This window comes from Pigmentiphaga litoralis, from assembly GCF_048632615.1.
Taxonomy (GTDB): Bacteria; Pseudomonadota; Gammaproteobacteria; order Burkholderiales; family Burkholderiaceae_B; genus Pigmentiphaga; species Pigmentiphaga litoralis_B.
In genome coordinates, this window is sequence record NZ_CP184479.1 from 5,094,319 (window position 1) to 5,114,873 (window position 20,555).

Consider the following 20,555-nt stretch of genomic DNA (forward strand, 5'->3'; position numbering starts at 1 on the left):
AGCCTCTTGCTCGTTTTGTAAGCAAGGCTGGCTGTGCTGACGCGCAGCTGAAGCCATGCAGCGCGTTGCGGCTCATCATTGACCGGCTTGGGTTGCGCGCGGATACCTTATCGTTCCTCGGGCTCGGGCACGGCGGGTTGGCATCGGCTGCTACAGTACGGCCTGCGCGACACCGCCGCAGGACTCCAGGAAAGGTATGCAGCAGAAAGGCAAGTTGAAAAGCTGGAAAGACGAACAGGGTTTCGGTTTCATCCAGCCCGAAGGCGGCGGCCCGCAGGTCTTCGTTCACATCTCGGCGTTCAAGAGCAAGCACCGCCGCCCGGACGTGGGCGAGCCGCTGTTGTACCAGGTGGGGCAGGGCAAGGATGGCAAGCCGTGCGCCGTCAAGGCGCAGTTCGTCAACAACGAGATCCGCATGCCGGCGCCGGGCCGCGGCTGGCCGGTGCCGGTCGCCGTCGCCCTGGTGTTCCTGGGCGGCCTGGGCGTACTGGTGTACCTGGACCGCCTGTCCGTCGTGATGCTGGGGATCTACCTGGTGGCCAGCGCGCTGGCGCTGCTGGTGTACGAGATGGACAAGACCGCGGCGCGCAATGGGCGCTCGCGCGTCAGCGAAAGCGTATTGCTGTTGATCGGCCTGCTGGGCGGCTGGCCTGGCGCCTGGGTGGCGCAGCGCCTGCTGCGGCACAAATCGCGCAAGACCTCGTTCCAGGTGGCGTTCTGGATCACGGTCGCCATCAACTGTGCGGCGTTGGGCTACGTGCTGTACCGCGGCGTACCGGGCCTTACCTGACCGTGACCGCACCCCAGCCCAAGGCCAGGGTTTCAAACTGATCGCCGGGTAGCGGCCGCGCGATCAGGTAGCCCTGGATCGCATCGCAACCGATATCCGCCAGGAAGGCGCGCTGCTCGGACGTTTCCACGCCTTCGGCCAGCACTTCCATGCCCACCGATTTGCCAAAGGCGACGATGGCCCGCACCAGATCGCGTGCGCCGGCATCCTCGGCAAGTCCCTGGATGAAGGCCATGTCCAGCTTGATGCCCCGGATCGGATAGCGCTTCAGATGCGCCAGGCCTGAGTGCCCGGTGCCGAAATCGTCGAGCGAGATCGCGAAACCCGCGGACGCCAACTGATGCAGGATGTCCGTGGCGCGCGTCTCGTCGGCGATCAGCGCGCCTTCGGTGATCTCGACCTGGACCATGTCGCTGCTGATCCCGTGCCGCGCGATGGCATCCGTCAGCACCTGAGGCAGGGTGGCGTCGCTCAGTTGCCAGGGCGACAGGTTGACGGATACCGGCAGGTGCAGACCCGAGTCGCCGGCCCAGGCGGCAATCTGCCGGCAGACTTCGTCGATGGTCCACGCAAACACCTGTTGCCGCACGGGTGAGGCTTCGACCAGATGGAAAAAGCTGGCCGGATACAGCAGATCCGCGTGGTCGGGGTGGTCCCAGCGGATCAAGGCCTCGGCGCCCACGATGGTATTGGTGCGCAGGTCCAGCTTGGGGTGGTAGTGCAGCACGAAGCGCTGCTGGCGCACCGCCATGGGCAACGCCTGGCGCAACAGGCTTTCGGCGGCGTGCCGCGCGGCGGCTTCGGGCGTGTGCACGACCGTGCGGTAGCCCCCGCCATCTTGGCCGTGTACATGGCGCGGTCCGCGTTGCGCATCAGTTCCTGGCCCGTTGCCCCGCCTTCCGGGTAGGTTGCGATACCGATGCTGGCGCCCACCGAAATAACGGCGTCCGAGATTTCGAACGGGCGCGACAGGTCGGGCAGCAGGCGGCTGGCGTAGTGACGGGCCTCGGCTTCGTCGGCGCCTTCCAGCAGGAACACGAACTCTTCACCGCCCATCCGGGCCACGGTGTGCTGCGGATCGCTGTCCGACAGGAAACGTTCGGCCAGGCCCACCAGCACGCGGTCCCCCACGTCGTGGCCCCAGCTGTCGTTCACGTCCTTGAACCGATCCAGGTCGACGAACAGCACGGCCAGCGTGGCGCGGCGCTGGCGCGCGCGGGACAGCGCTTCGTCCAGCCGGATGGCGAACGAATGGCGGTTGGGCAGGTTGGTCAGATAGTCATGGCCTGCCAGGTATTCCAGGCGAGCCTTGCCCTTTTGCGCCACCCGCCGCGCAATCAGCAGTTCCTTTTCGTACAGGCGGCGGTCGCCGGCATCGAACACGATGGTGCGGATGCCGACGGCCCGCCCGTCAGCCCCGGTCTGCAGGCGCGAATTACAGAAGAACGACAGGCGCTTGCGGTTCTTGGCGACCAGGTCGAAGGCGACCCCGTTGATGAACCCCTGCATGGTGAGCAGCGGCCCGTAATGGGTCTCGTAGAACACCTTGCCCGCCACGGTCAGCAGGTCCTGCAGACGCAGCTTGCCGATCAGTTCGTCTTCGCTGTAGCCGCTCCAGTGCAGGAAGGTGTCGTTGACCTTCAGCAGCGTGCCATCCGGCGCGGTCGATACGTAGCCACAGGGCGCCTGTCGATAGAGCGCTTCGTAGGTTTCATCGGCGGGCAAGGAGGACAGCGGCGGCGATGTCATCGTGTCGGTGCGATAGAGGCAAGGAACCGGCTCAGATGACCGGCGGTTTCGTCGGGGGCGCTCAAGTGCGGGCAGTGTCCGATGGCGTGCATCCGCACCAGATCACTCGCAGGAATCATGGCGTGCAGGTAGTCGCCTACCGGCAGCGGGGCAACCACGTCCTGCTGCGTCTGCATGATCAAGGCAGGTACCTTCAGGCGGGGCAGGGCGTCACGGTGATCCGACAGGAATGTGACACGCGCAAAGTGCCGGGCAATGTCCGGGTCCGTGCGGCAAAAGCTGTTGGTCAGTTCCGCTTCGATGTCGTTGCGGTCGGCATGCTGCATCAGCACCTTGGCCATGGTGCTGGTCCAGCCCAGGTAGTTGCTGTCCAGCAGGTCCAGCAGTTCGTCCACGTCTTCGCGTTCGAATCCGCCCACGTAGTCGCCATCATTGATGTAGCAGGGGTTGGGCGCAATCATGCCCAGCCCGGCAAAGCGGCCGGGCTGCAGGTTGGACGCCAGCATGGCGATCGTTGCCCCGACCGAATGTCCGACCACGACCGGCTTTTGGATGTCGAAGGCATCGCACAGCTGCAGCAGGTCTTCGGCATAGGCGTCCAGCGTGCGGTAACGCGATTCGTCATACGCCGACAGATCGGACCGGCCCGCACCCACGTGATCGAACACGACGATGCGGTGATCCTCGGCAAAGTGGGGCGCCATGCGCGCCCACACGTTCTGGTCGCAACCGAATCCGTGCACGAAGACGATCGGATTTACACCGCTGCCAAACATCCGAACATTGTTCTTATATCCAATGGACAACGCAGACCTCTTGGTGTTGTTGCCGTTATTTTAGGGCAAGCCACCGCGAAAGACGTGGCTTGCCTCCCCCAAATCTTACCGGCGGCGGTAATTTTTACCGTGATCGCGCCCAGATGAGCGCACTGCGCAACAGACCGCTTCGAGCAAGGCATATTCCTGGCGCGCTGGCCGGGTTCTTGCTATGGGGTCCATGCCGGGCCTGGTGACACAGTGTCAACCAGTGGTATCGAATGCAACCGGCACTCCCCGCCACTTTTCGCCATTCTGTTTTTGTTGTGGATTACCTGTCATGGCCACCGATTTTTCCAGCTACCTGCCTTACTGCGGCGCGCCTGCCATACCGGTAACGCTCTGGTCGAACTGGAACCTGGATCCCTGGCTGATCGCCGGCTTCGTGCTGGTTGCCGCGGCGTACTGGCGCGGCGGCGCTGCCGGGCGAGGGGAGGTGTCCCGCCGTGAGCAAGCCTGTTTCCATGCCGGATGGGCAGTGGCCTTGCTCACCCTGATTTCGCCGCTGTGCGCGCTGTCGGTCGCCCTGTTTTCCGCGCGGGTGGCGCAGCACATGCTGCTGGTACTCGTTGCGGCACCCTTGATGGTGTTGGGACGCGGGCAGGTCATGCTGCAGTTGCCCCGATGGGCGCATCCCCCCGCTGCCGCCAAAAAGCTGGTGGGCAGCGGGCGGCTGGCGTGTGCCGTATTCGCCATGGCCCTATGGTTCTGGCACGCGCCAGGGCCGTATTCGCAGACCTTCGAAAGCACCCCGACCTATTGGGCGATGCACATCAGCCTGTTCGCTGCCGCCATCATGCTGTGGCGGGCCATGCTGCCGCGCCACGCGCGGTCGCTGGGCGCGGCGTTGATGGTAGCCCTGGTGACCGCGGTGCAGATGGGGCTGCTGGGGGCATTGCTGACGTTTGCCCGCCGCCCGCTGTATGTCGAGCACTGGAACACCGCCATGGCCTGGGGCCTGACCTCGCTGGACGATCAGCAATTGGGTGGGCTGATCATGTGGGTGCCGGGCGGCACCGTGTTCATTGGCGTGGCCGTGATCGCCATTGGCGCCGTGTGGCGCACCCTGGGTGCGTCCGACACCTCTGGCCTGCGTACGGTGCGCTGAACGGTCGCGTTCAGCGGCGCGCCCGGCTCACAGGCACGGCGGCAGCAGCACCACCGCAAAGCCGGTCCATACCGTTGCCAGCAGCGCCACCCAGGACAGCACCTGTCCCACCCCGGTGAAGAACGCGGCGTCTTCAGGCGACGTGTCCAGTTCTCCTTCGGGCATCCGCGCCTTGCCCTGGCGTTCTTGCCGCAGCCGGCCGGCCAGCCACGCCAGATGGACGATCCAGATGGCAATCAGCATCACTGTCACTCCGTTGAGCCCCAGCACCTGGCTGTCGTCCCAGCCGGCGCTGCATCCGCCGGCCTGGGCGCCGTACAGCATGGCGAAACAGCTTGCCCACACGATCAGGCCGCCGCACAAGCGCCATAGTCCGCGTGACTTCAAGCGGGAGGAGACGGCGCGGCTCATTTCAATGCTCCCGGCAAAAGATACAGGGCGGCCAGGATGACGCCGCCCGTGCCGGCCGTGTAGGTCCACCACAGGTTGACCAGGTCCACATCCAGCCGTCGCGAGGCCGACACGTAGCCGCGCAGGCAGCGCAGCGCGGCGAAGGCCGCCCACAGGGTGCCCATGCCCGCATGCAGCAGGCCATAGGCGGCCAGTGCCGACGTCGTCGAAGCGTACGCATGGCTGCTTGCGGGCGGCAGGGCGTTGAACAGGATGTCGGCAAAGGCCAGGGCGGCGGCCACGCCGGCGATCGCCGCGCAGCCCAGCCAGGTGGCAACGCGCGAGGCCGGCAGGCGCTGATTGGCGTGCCGCGCATGCCGTGTCGCCAGGGTGGCGACCAGCAGCCCGGCCACGGCCACCGCCGGGGCAAAGGCATCGCCTGCAATCAGGGCAGGCGGGGGCCAGTTCGGAGCGATGGTCCACAGATACACATAGCCGAATACCAGCGACGCGAAGCAGGCCCCGTTGGCGATCAGGGCATAGACCAGTCCATACCAGCCGGGCGCATGGGCGGTCGCGGCATGCGGCATCAGCAGCAGGCCATGGCCGGCGTCAACCGGTTCCGGGTCCGACCGCAAGCCGTTATGCCAGCCCCATCCGAAAAAGATCGCCAGCGCCAGCACGCCCGCAACGGGCAGCAGCCAGTAGACCTTGAAGAGGATGGCCAGGAACACCATGCCGGTCGCCACGGCCGCAGCCAGCGGCCATTTGCTTGGACCGGGCAGGAAGACGATGCTTTGCGGCCGGCCCGTCAGCGGCTCGATACCTATCGTCTCGCGTCGGCCCTGGGTGGGCTGCGGCAGGTAGCCTTCGCCCGCGGCCAGGCGCGCGCCCAGGGTCGGGTCCTGCCAAAGGGGATCCGGCCCGTCCACCTTCGGGATCGATGCAATGTTGTAGGTGGGTGAGGGCGTGGGCATCGCCCACTCCAGCGTGCCTGCGCCCCATGGATTGCGGGACGCGGCCCGGCCGATGCGTGCATGCAGCAGCACGTCCAGCACGAAGATGCCAAAGCCGATGGCCTGCAGGAAACCGCCAAGCGACGACAGCAGGTTAAGCCAGTCCCACCCCGCATCGGCCTGGTAGGTATAGACACGCCGAGGCATGCCCAGCAGCCCGGTCAAGTGCATGAAGAAGAATGTCAGGTTGAACCCGATGAAGATCAGCCAGAACGCCCACTTGCCCAGGTGTTCCGACGGCATCCGGCCGGTCGCGTGCGGCATCCAGTAGTAGGTCGCCGCCAGCAGCGGAAACACCATGCCGCCCACCAGCACATAGTGCAGATGCGCCACCACGAAGTGGGTGTCGTGCGCCTGCCAGTTGAACGGCACCAGCGCCAGCATGACGCCGGTCAGGCCACCCGCGACGAATACCGCCAGGAAGCCGAACAGGTACAGCATGGGCAGCCGCATGACCGGCTTGCCGGCCCACAGGGTGGCGATCCAGGCAAAGAACTGGACGGCCGTTGGCAGGGCCACGAGCATGCTGGCGGCCGAAAAGAACACGGCCGCCAGATGCGCGATGCCCACCGTGAACATGTGGTGCACCCACAACCCGAAGCTGATGAAGCCCATGGCCACGATGCTGGCCACGATCCACGGATAGGCAACGGCGCGATGCCGCGCAAAGGTCGGAATCATGGTCGACACCATGCCGGCCGCGGGCAGGAAAATGATATAGACCTCGGGATGGCCAAACATCCAGAAAAGGTGCTGCCACAGCAGCGGATCACCACCCCGCGCCACGTCAAAGAATGGCCAGTTCAACGCGCGTTCCAGCTCCAGCAGGATGCTGCCCAGGATCAGGGGCGGAAAGCCCACCAGGATCATTCCGCCCGTCACCAGCATGTACCAGGCGAACAGCGGCATCTGCCGCAGGCTCATCCCTGGCGCCCTGAGCCGCAGAATGGTGGCGACCAGTTCCACCGCGCCGCACACCGCCGAAATCTCTGAAAAGGTCACCCCGATCAGCCACAGGTCGGCGTTGATGCCGGGGCTGTAGGGCTGGCTGGACAACGGGGTGTACATGAACCAGCCCGTGTTCGGCGCGACGCCGGACACCAGGCCCGCAATCAGGATCAGGCCACCGAACAGGTAGCACCAATAGGCAAAGGCGCCCAGGCGGGGATAGGCCAGGTCGCGCGATCCCAGCATCTTGGGCAGCAGGTAGATCGCGAATCCTTCAAGCATCGGGATGGCGAACAGGAACATCATCACCGTGCCATGCATGGTGAAAATCTGGTTGTAGGTCTCGCTGTCCAGGAAGTCATTGCCCGGCGTGGCCAGTTGCGCGCGGATCAACATGGCGAGCACACCGCCGATCAGGAAAAAGACCAGCGCCGTGCCGATGAAACGCAGGCCCACGGTGGTGTGGTTGACCGAAAAGATGCTGCGCCACCCACGGGGCGCGCCCCAGACGGCATCGAAGGCGTGATGGCGGGCGACGGGGTTCGGGTCAGTCATCGCTCGGCTCCGCTGGAACGGGTGAATTCGGAAGCATCGTGGGCGTGGACTTCGAAAGGCATGAGGGCGTGGCCAACGCCGCAGAACTCGGCGCACACGCCGCGATAGATGCCCGGGGCGTCGGCCTGCAGACGCATGACGTTGATACGGCCGGGGATGGCGTCCATCTTGCCGCCCAGACGCGGGATCCAGAAGCTGTGGATGACATCGCGCGACGTGATGTGGAAATCAATGGGTTCGCCAGCGGGAATGTGGATGATGGTTTGGGTGGGCAAAGCGTCGGCGGCCTGCTCGACGCTGGCCGTCTGGGCGCCGGCGGGCAAGCCGCTGGCCGGGCCGCGCAAGGCGTCGGCGGCGCGCGCGGGCGGCGCTGAAACGCCGGTCCAGCGCCGGTCCGGGTAGCGCGCGTCCCATGTCCATTGCCGTGCTTCGATGTCGATGCGCATGGCGGCGGCCGAGGGCGCTGGCAACATGCGCGGGCCCGCCGTCAGTCCATAGGCGAGCACCAGCGCAATAGTGACGCCCGGCACGGCCAGGCCGCCGGTGATCAGCCACTGGCGGGTCGATACGCGCGAACGGGTGCGGGGCGACGCGACCATGACCAGTACGCCGATCAGCATCATCGCGACCAGCACCAGCAGGGCGCCACCGAACATGACCCACCAGACACGGGCTACCGACGTGCTGACCGGCCCGCCGGGGTCAAGCGCCGAAAGAGGGCCCGATGTACAGCCCGCGGCCGCGCCGGCCAGCACCGCAAGGACGGCTGTCCGCAAAGCCGCTAACGGTGCCAAGGACGCCGTCCATGTCGGCGTCGTGCACATTGAGGCATCGCCTCGGCATGGATCTTGCGCCACTGCGGCATTACTTTCAGGACCTGGCATGGAAAAATTCGGACTCCCGCTTCCTATCGATACCCCGACGCGCGTCGCTGTCGCCGAGCATCCTATCCATCCCATGCTGGTGCCATTCCCGATCGCATTCTTCATCGGGGGCCTGGCAGCCGACGGAGCCTTTCTGTTCCTTGGCGACCCGTTCTGGGCGCGTGCGGCCCTGTGGCTGATCGGCGGTGGGGCGGTCATGGGCATCCTCGCAGGCATTGCGGGCACCATCGAATTGCTGTCGGTGCCTGGCATCCGCCATCGCGCGGCAAGCTGGAACCACTTCGTCGTGGCCGTCCTGTTGCTCGCGGTCGGATCGATCAATTGGTATTTGCGTATCGGTGATGCCGAAGCCGCCGTGCTTCCGTACGGCGTGTTCCTGTCCTGCATGAGCGCGTTGCTGGTGGCGGTAGCAGGGTGGATGGGCGGCAAGCTGGTGTTCGAGCACCAGATCGGCGTCGGCAACGACGACACTGACGATTGATCCCGGGCAGCCGCCATCATGGGGCCGCCACGAAAGGAAGGATCCCGGACAGCAGCGTGGGCTTGCCCAAGACCATCCACAGTACCAGCGGGATCAACAGCGACGGCACGGCCAGCAAGGCGGCCGACCAGCTCCGCCCATGCGCGTTGCGCTCGCGCCCAAGCCTGGCTACCAGGCCGCCACAATACAGGTGGAAGAACACCATCAGGCACACGAACAGCAGCTTCCACATCAGCCATTCCCCGCTGGCATGCCGGTAGTGCACCAGTGCCGTGCCGGAAATGATGGCAATGACGGCAGCTGGCGACACGATGAACGCAAAGGTGAACCGGGTCAGCATGCGCAGGCGGTGGAAATCCGCCCGGTCGGACGCGCGTGGATGCAACATGAACATGCCCGGAAGATAGAACAATCCGCCGCACCAGATAACGAGCGCCGCAATGTGCAGCGCCTTGATTCCGACCATAGGCATCCCATATGACAACGGTCGCCCCGCGCGACGCTGCCTTTGTATGTGTGGGTTCAAAGGGGCGGCTCAGCAATATGCGTTCCTGTGCCGAAGCAACGTTCCGCGGATCGGGTGCTCAAGCCGGTCCTGGCCTGCCGCTTGGCTTAAAATGCCGCAACTGCTTTCGGGCACCTTCAAACATATCTACCGAGGACGTCGTACATGCCCGATTTCGATTTTGACCTGATCACCATCGGTGCAGGTTCGGGTGGCGTCGCCAGTTCGCGCCGCGCCGCGTCCTACGGCGCACGCGTGGCCATCTGTGAAGACAGCCGCATAGGCGGCACCTGCGTCATCCGCGGTTGCGTGCCCAAGAAGCTGCTGATGTACGGCTCGCAGTTTTCCGAAGCCTTCGAAGATGCCGAAGGTTTTGGCTGGACGGTGGATTCGCCAAGTTTCGACTGGCCGACCCTGATCGCCGCCAAGGACCGCGAGATCGATCGCCTGGAAGGCATTTATCGCAAGCTGCTTGCCAATTCGGGTGTGACCCTGCTCGAAGGCCGGGGCACCGTGGTCGACGCGCATACGGTCGAGATCGCGGGCAGGCGCTACACCACCGAACGCATTCTGATCGCTACGGGTGCGCGTCCTGCCTTGCCCGCCATCCCGGGCATCGAATTGGCAATCACGTCCAACGAAGCGCTCGATCTGCCTCGTCTGCCCGGCAGCATCCTGATCGTGGGCGGTGGCTACATCGGCCTGGAATTCGCGGGCATTTTCAACGGTCTGGGCGCCCAGGTCACGATCGGCATCCGGCGGGATCTGGTGCTGGCGGGCTTTGACCAGGACATTCGCCTGTCCATTACCAAGGTTCTGCAGGAACGCGGCATCACCATCCAGAGCGGCCACGTGATTTCGGCGCTGCGCAAAGAGGGCGACCGTATCGTGGCGGTATCCGATACCGGCGCCGAAACATCGTACGACCTCGTCATGTACGCCACGGGACGCCTGCCCAATTCGCGCAACATGGGTCTGGAAGACGTCGGGGTGGAACTGGATGAATACGGTGCCATTGCCGTCAACAGCTGGTCGCAGACCGCCGTGCCGAGCATCTACGCCGTGGGCGACGTCACCAATCACCTCAACCTGACGCCCTGGGCCATCGCCCAGGGGCGGGCGCTGGCTGAAACGCTATACAACCGCAACCCGATCGAAGCCAGTTCGCATAACGTGCCAGCTGCGGTGTTCAGCCAGCCGCCGGTGGCCACGGTCGGCTTGTCTGAGGACGATGCGCGTGCGCTCTATGGCGTGGTGACGATCTATCGCGCCACGTTCCGGCCCATGAAGAACACCCTGTCAGGGCGCAACGAGCAGACGATGATGAAGCTGGTGGTCGACAAAGCCACGGATCAAGTCGTCGGCTGCCACATGGTCGGACCGGATGGTCCGGAAATCATCCAGGGCATTGCGATCGCCATGAAGTGCGGCGCGACCAAGCGCCAGTTCGACCAGACGCTGGGCCTGCATCCCACGGCGGCCGAAGAGTTCGTGACGATGCGGGACCCGGTGGCCTGATCAGGGTTCGTGGTTTCCGGCAGCGGCAGGGCGGCAAAGGCCAGGCCCTGCCGCCGGTTGTCCAGTCAGCCCAGCGCCACGTTCCACGCGTCGTATTCATAGACCCAGTCGGCATTGCTGCCGGCCTTGAGCCAGTTGTTGCCGCGCGACCCGATCTGGATCTGCGCGGTGCGGTCCAGGCGGGCAGCCTGGTAACGGGCCAGGGCGGCGGGCACATCCGCACCCTCGGCGTTGGCCAGGCAGCGCGCCAGCACGATCCCGTCTTCGATGGCCATGCCGGCGCCCTGCGCCATGAAAGGCATCATGGGGTGGCAGGCATCACCCAGCAGGGTCATGTTGCCCTTGGACCAGGTCGGCAGTGGATCGCGCACGTACAGCGCGGACTTCAGTACGTCGTCGCACGCGTCGAGCAAGGCGCGGGCTTCGGGATGGAAGTTTGCATACGACGCGCGCAGCTCTCCGACGTCACCCGGCGTCGTCCACGACTCATGGCGCCAGCTGTCTTGCGGGGTGGTGGCGAAGATGAAGATGTCGCGGCCGCGATTGAGCGGAAAGGTCACGATCTGCGTTTCGGGGTTGGGACCCCACCACTTGGTGAACGCGTTCAGGTTGTTGACGCCCTGCAGACGTTCGGCCGGCACCACGGCGCGGTAGGCGACCACGCCCGTGAACACCGGGTGTTCCTTGCCCACGATCGCGGTGCGGACCATCGAGTGGATGCCGTCGGCGCCCACCAGCACGTCAACGCGCTGCGTGCTGCCATCGGCAAAGGTCAGGGCTATGCCGTCGGGCGTCTCGACGATGCTCTGGGTGCGTTTGCCGAGGCGGACCTGGTCGGCCGGCATGGCCTGTTCCAGCGCGGTCATCAGGTCGGCACGGTGCATGGTCAATTGCGGCGCACCGTAGCGGGTCTGCGCGGCTTCGGCCATTTTGATCCGCGACGTTTCTTCGCCGGTATCCCACGTGCGGCTGATCCGGTGCGTGGGCCGCGCCGCCGTTTCGCGCAGGGCATCGCCGATGCCCAACCCATCCAGCGCCAGCACGGCGTTGGGCGTCAGATTGATGTCGGCGCCGACGCGCGCGAATTGCGCGGCCTGCTCGAACACGATCACGTCCTTGCCGAGCTTGCGCAGCGCGATCGCCGCCGCCAATCCGCCGATGCCTGCGCCGCTGATGCCGATGAGGGGGTGTGCCATGGATGCCGTCCTGAAAATTTTTGACCGTCGTTCATGAAGGAACGCCGTATGCAAAAAGTGTAGGAGGGCGCTGTTGCCGGGGTCAACGACGCGGGACGATCAGTACCCCGATCAGGCGTCTTCGCCACCTGGCTGCCAACGGCAACAGGGCCGGATCGCCTGCGCGTACCCGGCCCCGCCTGATCAGCCGTCAGTGCACTGACGATCAGCGGCGATAGCCGCCCCGGTCATAGCCGCGATCGTAGGGCCCTTGCGAATAATATCCGCCATGGTAGTGGGGTCCGCCTCCGCCGCCACGCGGCACGACAATGCACCCCGACAGCGCGACGGCAAGAACGCTGCCACACACGAGACTGCTCAACAGGCGTTTCATGATGCTTTCCTTCGTCAAAGGACGTGATGTCCCGTGACTGAAAGATAGCGCGCCAAGTGCCCGCAAATATGGAGAAATGCGGCGGTGGTTGTATCAATCGGCGCGTGGCGGCAAAGCCGCGATCCGCCGGGCGGCGGCCTCGATCCCTGCATCGCTCAAGTCGTCGGCCGCGACGGTCTGACGCCGGTCCCAGGCATGAAAATGCCGTGCCTGCGACCGTTCGTAATGCGGGTCGTAGTGCAACGACATCAGTTCCGAGAACAGTGGCGGCAACGCCCTGTCGCGTGCCCACTCCTGCCAGCGCTGCACGGTCTGCTTGCCCTGCAGTTCCTTCAGGAAGCCGATTTTCTGAGCCAGGGCTTCGGCATCGTCCCCCAGGTAGGCATAGTCGCGCAGCAGGTAGTCCAGCCGCGCCGCCGGCGTCGCCTGCACCTCGATGCAGGGCGCCGCCCGCATGCGCTCCACCAAAGGCAGGGGCAGGGCCACCTTGCCGATCCGCGGGCTTTCGCCTTCGACGTACACCACTCGCGACAGGTCCAGGCCTTCCAGCACATGGGCGACCTGCGTCTCGAAGCCTTTTGCGAAGGCTGCGCAATGCCGGGCAGGGCGCCCAGCAAGGAGCCTTTGTGGCGTGCGAGCTGTTCCAGATCCAGCACCTGTTCGCCCATGCCGCCCAGCGCCTGCAGCACCCGCGTCTTGGCGCTGCCGGTCGCGCCGCAGATCACCCGCAGCTGCAACTGGGGACTGGCGGTTTCCAACTGCTCGATCACATGATGGCGAAAGCTTTTGTACCCGCCGGCCAGCTGCTGCGCGTCCCATCCGACCAGCCTCAGCCAGTTCACCATGGACCCGCTGCGCAGGCCGCCGCGCCAGCAATACACCAGCGGCTTCCAGTTCGCCGGCCGATCGGCCCACTGTTCGGCAAGATGCCGCGCCAGATTGGCCGCCACCATTGCACCGCCGACCCGGCGGGCCTCAAACGCGCCGGTCTGTTTGTAGATGGTGCCCACGATCCGCCGTTCCTCATCGTCCAGGGACGGACAGTTGATCGCGCCCGGGATGTGGTCCAACGCGAATTCGGCGGGCGACCGGGCATCGATGACGGTGTCGAAGGCATGCCGCTCGTCCACCCGCACGGGGCCGCGCTTCATGCCGTGCCCCCGGCTTTCGGCGCGGCCAGGCGCGGACTGGCACAATGCAAGACGGCTGAACGCATCAAGGGATTTCCTGAATTCATGACTACCACGGCTCTTACCCAGTTTTCCCATGGCGGCGGCTGCGGCTGCAAGATCGCCCCCGGGTTGTTGTCCGAGATTTTGGCACAGGCGCCGCAAGGGCTCGTTCCGCCCGAGCTGCTGGTCGGAACCGAGACCAGTGACGATGCGGCGGTCTATCGGCTGAACGCCGAGCAGGCCCTGGTGGCCACCACCGATTTCTTCACGCCGATCGTTGACGATGCCTACGACTTCGGCCGCATCGCGGCGGCCAACGCCCTGTCGGACATCTATGCGATGGGCGGCACGCCCATCATGGCCCTGGCGCTGGTGGGCATGCCGATCGCCAAGCTGCCACCCGACGTCATCGGCCGGGTGCTGGAAGGCGGCGCCAGCATCTGCCGGGAAGCCGGCATTCCGATCGCGGGCGGTCACAGCATCGATGTGCTCGAACCCATTTACGGTCTGGTGGCAATGGGCCTGGTGCACCCCGCCAAGGTCCGCCGCAACAAGGATGCGCGCCCCGGCGACGTGCTGGTGCTCGGCAAGCCGCTGGGCGTGGGCATCATGTCGGCCGCGCTCAAGAAGGGCGTGCTGGACGACGCCGGCTATGCCGAGATGATCCGCCACACGACCCAGCTCAACAAGGTCGGCATCGCGCTGGCCGATGTCGACGGCGTGCATGCCATGACCGACGTGACCGGCTTTGGATTGGCCGGGCACACGCTGGAACTGTGCCGCGGCGCCGGCCTGACCGCCACGGTGCGCCTGGCGGATCTGCCGCTGATCGACACCGCGGTCGGTTTTGCCAGACAGGGTATCGCGACCGGCGCGTCGGGCCGCAACTGGAACAGCTACGGTGGCGACATTGCCGGGCTGGCGAACGCCGAGTCCTGGCAGCAGACCCTGGTGACCGATCCGCAGACCAGCGGCGGGCTGCTGGTCAGTTGCCGCGCCGATGCGGTCGACCGTGTGCTGACGACTTTCCGAAATGCCGGCTTTGCGCAAGCCGCGGTGGTGGGCACGGTTGACGCGGCGGTTGAGGATCAGGTATCGGGCATGCTCAGATTCGTGGTCTGATCATCGCGGCGGCCTCCAGTCAGGAGGGGCGCTGCGTCCACCAACGTCGCAATGGCTGCCAGAACGGATAATCCTGGCTCCACAACCTTGCGTTATCGGCATCGATAACCGGGGCGTGCGCTTGGCACGCTCCGTCGTATTTTCCGCGACTTTCACCGTTTCTCACACACCGCCCTCAGCCCGGCCGCGCCAGGGGACATCCAGCAAGGTATGCTGCTCAGCAGTTGGGCTGTGGGCGGGGGTGCGTGCGTCATCGACATCCGGTTCCGGTCCATCACCACGTCGGGCGCCAGCCCATAACCGGCACTAGGAATTCGGCTATGCCCACCGCCGCCTGGATCGTTCTTGCGATTGTCGTCGTGATCGTCTTGTATGCCGTCACGCTGTACAACAAACTGGTTCGGCATCGCAACCTGGTGCGCGAAGGCTATAGCGGCATCGACGTGCAACTGACCCGCCGGTCCGATCTGATCCCCAATCTGCTGGAAACCGTCAGGGGCTACGCGGCGCACGAAAAAGCGTTGTTCGCCGACATTGCCGAACGCCGCGCATCGAGCATCAGCGCCGGCAGCATCGCCGACAAGGCCGTGGCAGACAAGGCGCTGACCGGCGCGTTGGGCCGGCTCTTCGCGGTGGCGGAGGCCTATCCGGAGCTGAAGGCCGACGCCAACTTCCGTGCGCTGCAGGCGGACCTGTCCGAGATCGAAGACCAATTGCAAATGGCCCGCCGCTATTACAACGGCACCGCGCGCGACTACAACATCGTCGTGGAATCCTTTCCGAACGTGCTGGTAGCCGGCAGCCTGGGGTTCAAAAAAGAACCATTCTTCGAATTGGCGGATCCGGCTACCGCCGCTGTCCCAAAAGTCGCGTTTTGACAGGCGCCATGACACGGGCCGAGCCGCCCTTGGCCCGGCGCGATCGCGGCACCCGTGCGCCGCGCGATCCGATCATCGTGATCTTGCGGGCTGCCGCGATCGCCATTACCGCTTGCGCGGCGGCGCTGTGGTGTTCCGCCGCCCTGGCGGACGAACGCATCCTCGACTTCTTCAGCGACGTGCGCATCGAACGCAACGGGGATCTGCTCGTCACCGAAAACATCACGCTCAATGCCGAAGGCAACGAGATCAAACGCGGCATCTTGCGCGACTTCCCGACCACGTACACCGCTGCCAACGGCACCCGCGTGCGTATCGGTCTGAGTGTGGAAGGCATTCAGCGGGACGGCGCGGTCGAACCGTACACACTGGAAGCCTTGTCCAATGGGGTGCGCATGCGTATCGGTAGCGCCGACACGCTGCTCGATGAAGGCAGACATGTCTACGCCATCACCTATCGCACCACCCGCCAGCTTGGTTTCTTTCCGGAATTCGACGAGCTGTACTGGAACGTGACGGGCAACGGATGGACTTTCCCGATCGACCGCGCGCGCGCCCGCATCACGCTGCCCCAGCCCGCCGCCTTTACGCAGCACGCGGTGTATACGGGGCCGCAGGGATCACGGGAACAGAACGCCGCCGTCACCCGGCAGGCACCCGGCATGATCGAATTCCAGACGACCGTGCCGCTCGATGTGGCCGAGGGCCTGACGGTTGCCGCGGCCTTTCCGAAAGGGATCGTGGCGCCGCCGCCAGCGTGGCAGCAGTGGCTGTACCGTCTGCGGGACAACCTCCCGCTCTTTGTATCCGTGACCGGTTTTCTGCTCATCGCTGTCTATTACGTGACAGCCTGGCGGCGCGTGCAGCGGCGCGACCGGGCGACCCTGGTGCCCCGGTATGATCCGCCCGACGCCTTGTCGGCGCCCGCCGTGCGCTACATCGCCAGGCAGCGTTTCGACGACACGACCTATGTCGTGGGCATGCTGCAATTGATCGGGTTGCGGGCCCTGCGCATGACGCGCAAGGAACTCGGCACCGAATTCGAGCGGATGGATGCCGATGCGCCAGCCAGGAACCGGCCCGGGAAAGGCCTGCCGGATACCCTTGCGGGGGCTGAGCCGGATGGCGAGTCCCCTGCGTCGACGGGTGTCGATGCGGGTGCCTCCGTGAAAGTCACCGACAAATGGTTGTCCCTGATCCTGCGCCGCCTCTTCCGCAAAGATCGCAGCTTCATCCGCGAAACCGTGTTGCGCAATCCATTTGAAAGCGCGCAGTCCGGCTTGCGGGAAGGCCTGTCCAAAGCGTATGACGACACCTTGTTCGCGCCGAATCGCCGGATGGCGACACGGGGCGTGCAGCTCTGGCTGCTGTATCTGGCGGCCTGCCTGGCAGCGGCGTGGTGGCAGTACCCGCCTACCGCGTACGCCTTGATGGCAAGTCTGCCTTTCTTGATGATCTCGCTGGCCGTTTTGACCGCCGTGATCGGCAATTGGATACGCCGTGGCCGACCATCCTTGTTCGCCCTGATCGGCTCGACCGTGATGTTCCTGCCCATGCTGCTGGGTGGCTTGGGACTTCAACTGGCGTCGGCCGAGCCGCGCGGGGTTGGCGCCTTGCCGGGGTTGTTGCCGATGATTCTGTTCCCCGTCGTGTTGCGCGCCTACCATTTCCTGCGCCGCTACACGCCGGAAGGCGACGCGCTCATGGACCAGATCCGGGGCTTCAAGCGTTACCTGACCGTGGCCGAAGGCCCGCGTCTTCAGGCCCTGGTGACGCCGCAGGAAAAGCTGGAAGTCTACGAACGCTTTCTTCCGTATGCCGTGGCCCTCGATGTCGGCAAGGCCTGGGCGCGGGGGTTCCAGGGTTTGTTCGCGGGCACGGCGGGCATGGCCATGCTGCACTCGATGGAACAGCGTTATGGCGGGCACGACATGATGCGTGATCCCGGCCGGGGCACCGACTCGTTTGGCGGCACGGTCACCGCCACCCCACCATCCGTCGTGTCGTCATCGTCCAGTTCGCCGGGCAGCAGCGGCAACTGGAGCAGCGGCTCCTCGTCCTCGTCGTCCAGCAGCGGGTCGTCGGGTGGCGGCTCATCCGGTGGGGGCGGTGGCGGGGGCGGTGGGTCGGGCTGGTAGCCAGGGCCAGCAGGCGAGCCCGGGCGGACGTCGGTCCAGGCGACTCATCCAGGGGCAGCAGTGCTTCACCAAAAAGACGTATGGCCCGTATCGCCGTAAAATCACGGAAATATTGGAGCGTTCACCCATGGCAATTACGATCAAGACGCCGTTGCAGGTCCAGGCAATGCGCGAGGCCGGCAAGCTTGCCGCCGAGGTATTGGAAATGATCGGGGAGTACGTGCAGCCAGGGGTATCTACCGAAGAGCTCGACCGCCGCTGTTTCGAGCACATCACCAAGGTACAGAAAGCGATTCCGGCCAACGTCGGCTATCACGGCTTTCCCAAGACCCTGTGCACGTCGATCAACGGTGTGGTGTGCCACGGCATTCCCAGCCCGAAGGAAATCCTGAAAGACGGTGACATCGTCAACATCGACGTGACGGTCATCAAGGGCGGCTGGCACGGCGATACCAGCCGCATGTACTACGCGGGCACCCCGTCCGACGACGCGCGCCGTCTGGTCGACGTCACGCTCGAATCCATGATGCTGGGCATTCAGGCCGTCAAACCGGGCGCGCAATTGGGTGACGTCGGCGCCGCGATCCAGGTGCATGCCGAAGCCGCCGGCTTTTCGGTGGTGCGCGACTTCTGCGGCCACGGCATCGGCAAGAAGTACCACGAAGACCCCCAGGTCCTGCACTACGGCCGCCCCGGCACCGGCGTGCGGCTGAAGGAAGGCATGGTTTTCACCATCGAACCCATGCTCAACATCGGCAAGCCCGACGTCAAGGTGCTGGGCGATGAATGGACCGTCGTCACGGTTGATGGCTCATTGTCCGCACAATGGGAGCATACGGTGGCCGTCACGTCCACGGGCTTCGACATCCTGACCCCGTGGCCGGGCAAGGTGAACTGACCGCGCCGCACGCGCACGCAACAAGGCCGGCAATTGCCGGCCTTGTCGTTGGTGTTGCCATTGGCTGGTGGGGACGCCTCGACCTCGCGGCCCCCGTAACAGCCGGGTCAGACCCGATGGCTTACGTCGACGGGCTGACAGCGCCCCGTCCGCATGGCCTGCATCCGCCTACGTTTCGGACCCTCCTCATGACGCCGAGCACAGGTAGTTGGATGCCAGGTTGCCGCCCGCCGGTGACGTGCCGACGTACTTCGGATACAGCGGATAGCGGCACAGTGGCTTGGATGCCGTGACCGTGAACGGCGGCACCCGCTGTTCGATCGTCTGCACCAGCTGGTCGGCCGGGGCCTGGCCGCCTTCCACCCACTTTTCCAGGATCGCGACCCAGTCGATCGCGGCCGGAATGCCGTAGGCAGGCGCTTCGGTCGTGCCGGCCGGCACTTCCGATCCCGTGTGCCCGATACCCGGCGTGACATACGTGCGCATGAACGTAGCCACGTTCGCTTCCCCCATCCTGGCGTTGACCGAGTCGAAGTAGCGCAGGCCGGCAAACGGGCTTTGCGCCGTATCGGACACGTTCTCACGCAGGATCAGCTTGCCGCCGCGGGCACGGAAGGCCGACAGGTCCGGATTGGTCGCGTCCATCAACGCCGACACCTGTTCCACCCGCGCGCGGAAGTTGGTCGGGTTATAGGCCAGGGGGTTGAAGTTCGGGTCCTTGGCAATGAAGTAACGCACATATCCGTTCCCGAAGTTGAACAGGTTGCCAATGCCCGCGGGATTCGGCGCCGCGGTAAAGTTTGGCGCAACCGTGCCCGTCATCCAGGTCGGCCAGTTGGCGGGATTGGCTTCGTTGCCATACCCGAACCCCGGGTAGGACGTCACGCCGTTGGCCAGGGGAAAGCTGAAGGTGTAGCCGGTGTGTGCTGCGTTTACGGCAGCCAGTTGCGCCGCCGACAGGCAGCTGGCGCCTTCGTCGTTGCCCGACGGGCATCGCAAGGCGGCCAGCGCCGCATCGGCGGGCGTCTTGCAGCCCATGTAGTTGCTGACCACCCGGTCCGTGATGCCGTCGAGCGCATCGCACGCCGCCAGCACCGTGTCGTTGATGAGCTTGACCTTGGTTCCTAGCCAGGCGCCGGGATCCTTCTGCAGGATGCCCCCCACGTTGTTGCCGAAGGTCTGCAGGCCGGACCAGTTCAGCACCGGATACAAGGACAGGATGCCATCGAAGTCCTGAGGATAGCGCTGCGCCATCATCATGCCTTCGCGGCCGCCTTCCGACGATCCCATGTAGTAGCTCCGGGTGGCCGGCTTGCCGTAGTAGGCCGTCATGAGCCGCACCCCGACATCGCGCGTTTTCTTGTACGACGCATACGCGAAGTTCGTCAGCGCCTCGTCGTTGAGGGCGAACGCAAAGGCCTCGACCCCCGTGGCGTTCTGATGACCCGAATCGGTGCCCAGCGTGACGTAGCCGCGTGTCAGCGGCAATGGCGCGCTGGGCGGCTGATTGGCCTCGCCGCCGAGTCCTGTCACCAGCGACCCGTTGTAGCCGCCACCCCCCAACTGCATCGATTTGCCGTTCCACGTGGTCGGCAAATTGACTTGCGCCTTGATCAGCGGCGCGCTGGAGTCCACCGGCTTGATGTCGATCAGGACCCGGCAGTACTCGGGCAGGGCGGCCGTGACGGCCGTGCCCGCGGCATTCAGGGTTTGCGGTACGGCGCTGACCAGACTGGCTGCGGTCACGACCGCGCCCGTCGTGGGTTCGCCAATGGCGGTCGCCGGAATGGCCGTGCCGGCAAGCGCGGCGCAGGTCTGTGCGTTCTGGACCAGGGCCGGGGGAGCAGGGGTGTCGGGGGTGCCGCCGTTGTTGTCGTCGTCACTGCCGCCGCAGGCCGCCAGCAGCACGGCGGTGATCGGCAGCAGCGCGAAGGCGCGGGGCAGGGAGGATCGAAGCGGTTCGGACAGTGCGGTTCGCCGGGTGGCGCAAGGGGTGCGGGTCATCGTTGTCTCCGGAAT

18 protein-coding genes and 1 pseudogene are annotated in these 20,555 nt (G+C 65.3%); 8 read left to right on the plus strand and 11 right to left on the minus strand.

From position 1 onward, the window contains the following. The first annotated feature begins 196 nt into the window (after positions 1 to 196). Positions 197 to 790 carry a DUF1294 domain-containing protein gene (locus tag ACNANG_RS23490; RefSeq protein ID WP_420225035.1) on the plus strand — a complete coding sequence of 198 codons (594 nt, stop codon included), beginning with the start codon at positions 197 to 199 and terminating at the stop codon, positions 788 to 790. Here the strand turns inward: ACNANG_RS23490 and ACNANG_RS23495 are convergent. From ACNANG_RS23495 to ACNANG_RS23505, 3 genes are read right to left on the minus strand one after another with little or no spacing between them, the layout of a single operon-like run. Beyond that, the gene (locus tag ACNANG_RS23495) at positions 783 to 1,541 is read right to left on the minus strand and encodes an EAL domain-containing protein (protein ID WP_420225036.1); all 759 of its coding nucleotides are present in this window, start codon (positions 1,539 to 1,541) and stop codon (positions 783 to 785) included. The genes ACNANG_RS23490 and ACNANG_RS23495 overlap by 8 nt on opposite strands. After that, on the minus strand, positions 1,454 to 2,539 hold the full coding sequence (locus ACNANG_RS23500) for a diguanylate cyclase domain-containing protein (protein ID WP_420225037.1): 1,086 nt from the start codon (positions 2,537 to 2,539) through the stop codon (positions 1,454 to 1,456). The genes ACNANG_RS23495 and ACNANG_RS23500 overlap by 88 nt, the downstream gene beginning before the upstream one ends. Beyond that, complete coding sequence (locus ACNANG_RS23505; protein ID WP_420225038.1) at positions 2,536 to 3,282, minus strand: alpha/beta fold hydrolase; 747 nt, start codon at positions 3,280 to 3,282, stop codon at positions 2,536 to 2,538. The genes ACNANG_RS23500 and ACNANG_RS23505 overlap by 4 nt, the downstream gene beginning before the upstream one ends. Before the next feature lie 352 nt (positions 3,283 to 3,634). On the opposite strand from ACNANG_RS23505, the gene ACNANG_RS23510 reads away from it, so the two are divergent. After that, positions 3,635 to 4,462 carry a cytochrome c oxidase assembly protein gene (locus ACNANG_RS23510; protein WP_420225039.1) on the plus strand — a complete coding sequence of 276 codons (828 nt, stop codon included), beginning with the start codon at positions 3,635 to 3,637 and terminating at the stop codon, positions 4,460 to 4,462. A gap of 27 nt (positions 4,463 to 4,489) precedes the next feature. Here ACNANG_RS23510 and ACNANG_RS23515 read toward each other — a convergent pair whose 3' ends face one another. The 3 genes from ACNANG_RS23515 to coxB are packed head-to-tail and all read right to left on the minus strand — an operon-like array spanning position 4,490 to position 8,165. Beyond that, positions 4,490 to 4,873: a hypothetical protein gene (locus ACNANG_RS23515; RefSeq protein ID WP_420225040.1), complete on the minus strand. Its 384-nt coding sequence runs from the start codon at positions 4,871 to 4,873 to the stop codon at positions 4,490 to 4,492. After that, on the minus strand, positions 4,870 to 7,371 hold the full coding sequence (gene ctaD / locus ACNANG_RS23520) for a cytochrome c oxidase subunit I (RefSeq protein WP_420225041.1): 2,502 nt from the start codon (positions 7,369 to 7,371) through the stop codon (positions 4,870 to 4,872). The genes ACNANG_RS23515 and ctaD overlap by 4 nt, the downstream gene beginning before the upstream one ends. After that, positions 7,368 to 8,165, minus strand: a complete 798-nt coding sequence (gene coxB / locus ACNANG_RS23525) for a cytochrome c oxidase subunit II (protein ID WP_420225042.1) — start codon at positions 8,163 to 8,165, stop codon at positions 7,368 to 7,370. Before coxB ends, ctaD begins: the two co-directional genes overlap by 4 nt. Before the next feature lie 88 nt (positions 8,166 to 8,253). Here coxB and ACNANG_RS23530 point away from each other — a divergent pair, with 88 nt between their 5' ends. Next, positions 8,254 to 8,736: a DUF2231 domain-containing protein gene (locus ACNANG_RS23530; RefSeq protein WP_420225043.1), complete on the plus strand. Its 483-nt coding sequence runs from the start codon at positions 8,254 to 8,256 to the stop codon at positions 8,734 to 8,736. 16 nt (positions 8,737 to 8,752) lie between these two features. Here the strand turns inward: ACNANG_RS23530 and ACNANG_RS23535 are convergent, their stop codons facing one another. Continuing rightward, positions 8,753 to 9,202, minus strand: a complete 450-nt coding sequence (locus tag ACNANG_RS23535) for a CopD family protein (RefSeq protein WP_420225044.1) — start codon at positions 9,200 to 9,202, stop codon at positions 8,753 to 8,755. 204 nt (positions 9,203 to 9,406) lie between these two features. On the opposite strand from ACNANG_RS23535, the gene gor reads away from it, so the two are divergent. Continuing rightward, the gene (gene gor, locus ACNANG_RS23540) at positions 9,407 to 10,759 is read left to right on the plus strand and encodes a glutathione-disulfide reductase (protein ID WP_420225045.1); all 1,353 of its coding nucleotides are present in this window, start codon (positions 9,407 to 9,409) and stop codon (positions 10,757 to 10,759) included. A 65-nt stretch (positions 10,760 to 10,824) separates the two neighbouring features. Here the strand turns inward: gor and ACNANG_RS23545 are convergent, their stop codons facing one another. The 3 genes and pseudogenes from ACNANG_RS23545 to mnmH form a co-directional block, all read right to left on the minus strand. After that, positions 10,825 to 11,955: an FAD-dependent monooxygenase gene (locus ACNANG_RS23545; RefSeq protein WP_420225046.1), complete on the minus strand. Its 1,131-nt coding sequence runs from the start codon at positions 11,953 to 11,955 to the stop codon at positions 10,825 to 10,827. Positions 11,956 to 12,160: 205 nt separating this feature from the next. Beyond that, entirely contained in the window at positions 12,161 to 12,328 is a 168-nt protein-coding gene (locus ACNANG_RS23550; RefSeq protein ID WP_420225047.1) for a hypothetical protein, read from the minus strand. A 93-nt stretch (positions 12,329 to 12,421) separates the two neighbouring features. Beyond that, positions 12,422 to 13,479: pseudogene (gene mnmH, locus ACNANG_RS23555) on the minus strand (tRNA 2-selenouridine(34) synthase MnmH). Between the two features lie 84 nt (positions 13,480 to 13,563). On the opposite strand from mnmH, the gene selD reads away from it, so the two are divergent. From selD to map, 4 genes are all read left to right on the plus strand, one after another. Then, positions 13,564 to 14,622: a selenide, water dikinase SelD gene (selD, locus tag ACNANG_RS23560; protein ID WP_420225048.1), complete on the plus strand. Its 1,059-nt coding sequence runs from the start codon at positions 13,564 to 13,566 to the stop codon at positions 14,620 to 14,622. Between the two features lie 320 nt (positions 14,623 to 14,942). Then, positions 14,943 to 15,500, plus strand: coding sequence for a LemA family protein (locus ACNANG_RS23565; RefSeq protein ID WP_420225049.1), 558 nt, complete (start codon positions 14,943 to 14,945; stop codon positions 15,498 to 15,500). Between the two features lie 8 nt (positions 15,501 to 15,508). Then, positions 15,509 to 17,638: a DUF2207 domain-containing protein gene (locus tag ACNANG_RS23570; protein WP_420225050.1), complete on the plus strand. Its 2,130-nt coding sequence runs from the start codon at positions 15,509 to 15,511 to the stop codon at positions 17,636 to 17,638. Between the two features lie 127 nt (positions 17,639 to 17,765). Further along, entirely contained in the window at positions 17,766 to 18,536 is a 771-nt protein-coding gene (gene map / locus ACNANG_RS23575; protein ID WP_420225051.1) for a type I methionyl aminopeptidase, read from the plus strand. Positions 18,537 to 18,722: 186 nt separating this feature from the next. On the opposite strand, the gene ACNANG_RS23580 is transcribed toward map, so the two are convergent. Then, complete coding sequence (locus ACNANG_RS23580) at positions 18,723 to 20,540, minus strand: tannase/feruloyl esterase family alpha/beta hydrolase (RefSeq protein WP_420225052.1); 1,818 nt, start codon at positions 20,538 to 20,540, stop codon at positions 18,723 to 18,725. Positions 20,541 to 20,555: the final 15 nt, after the last annotated feature.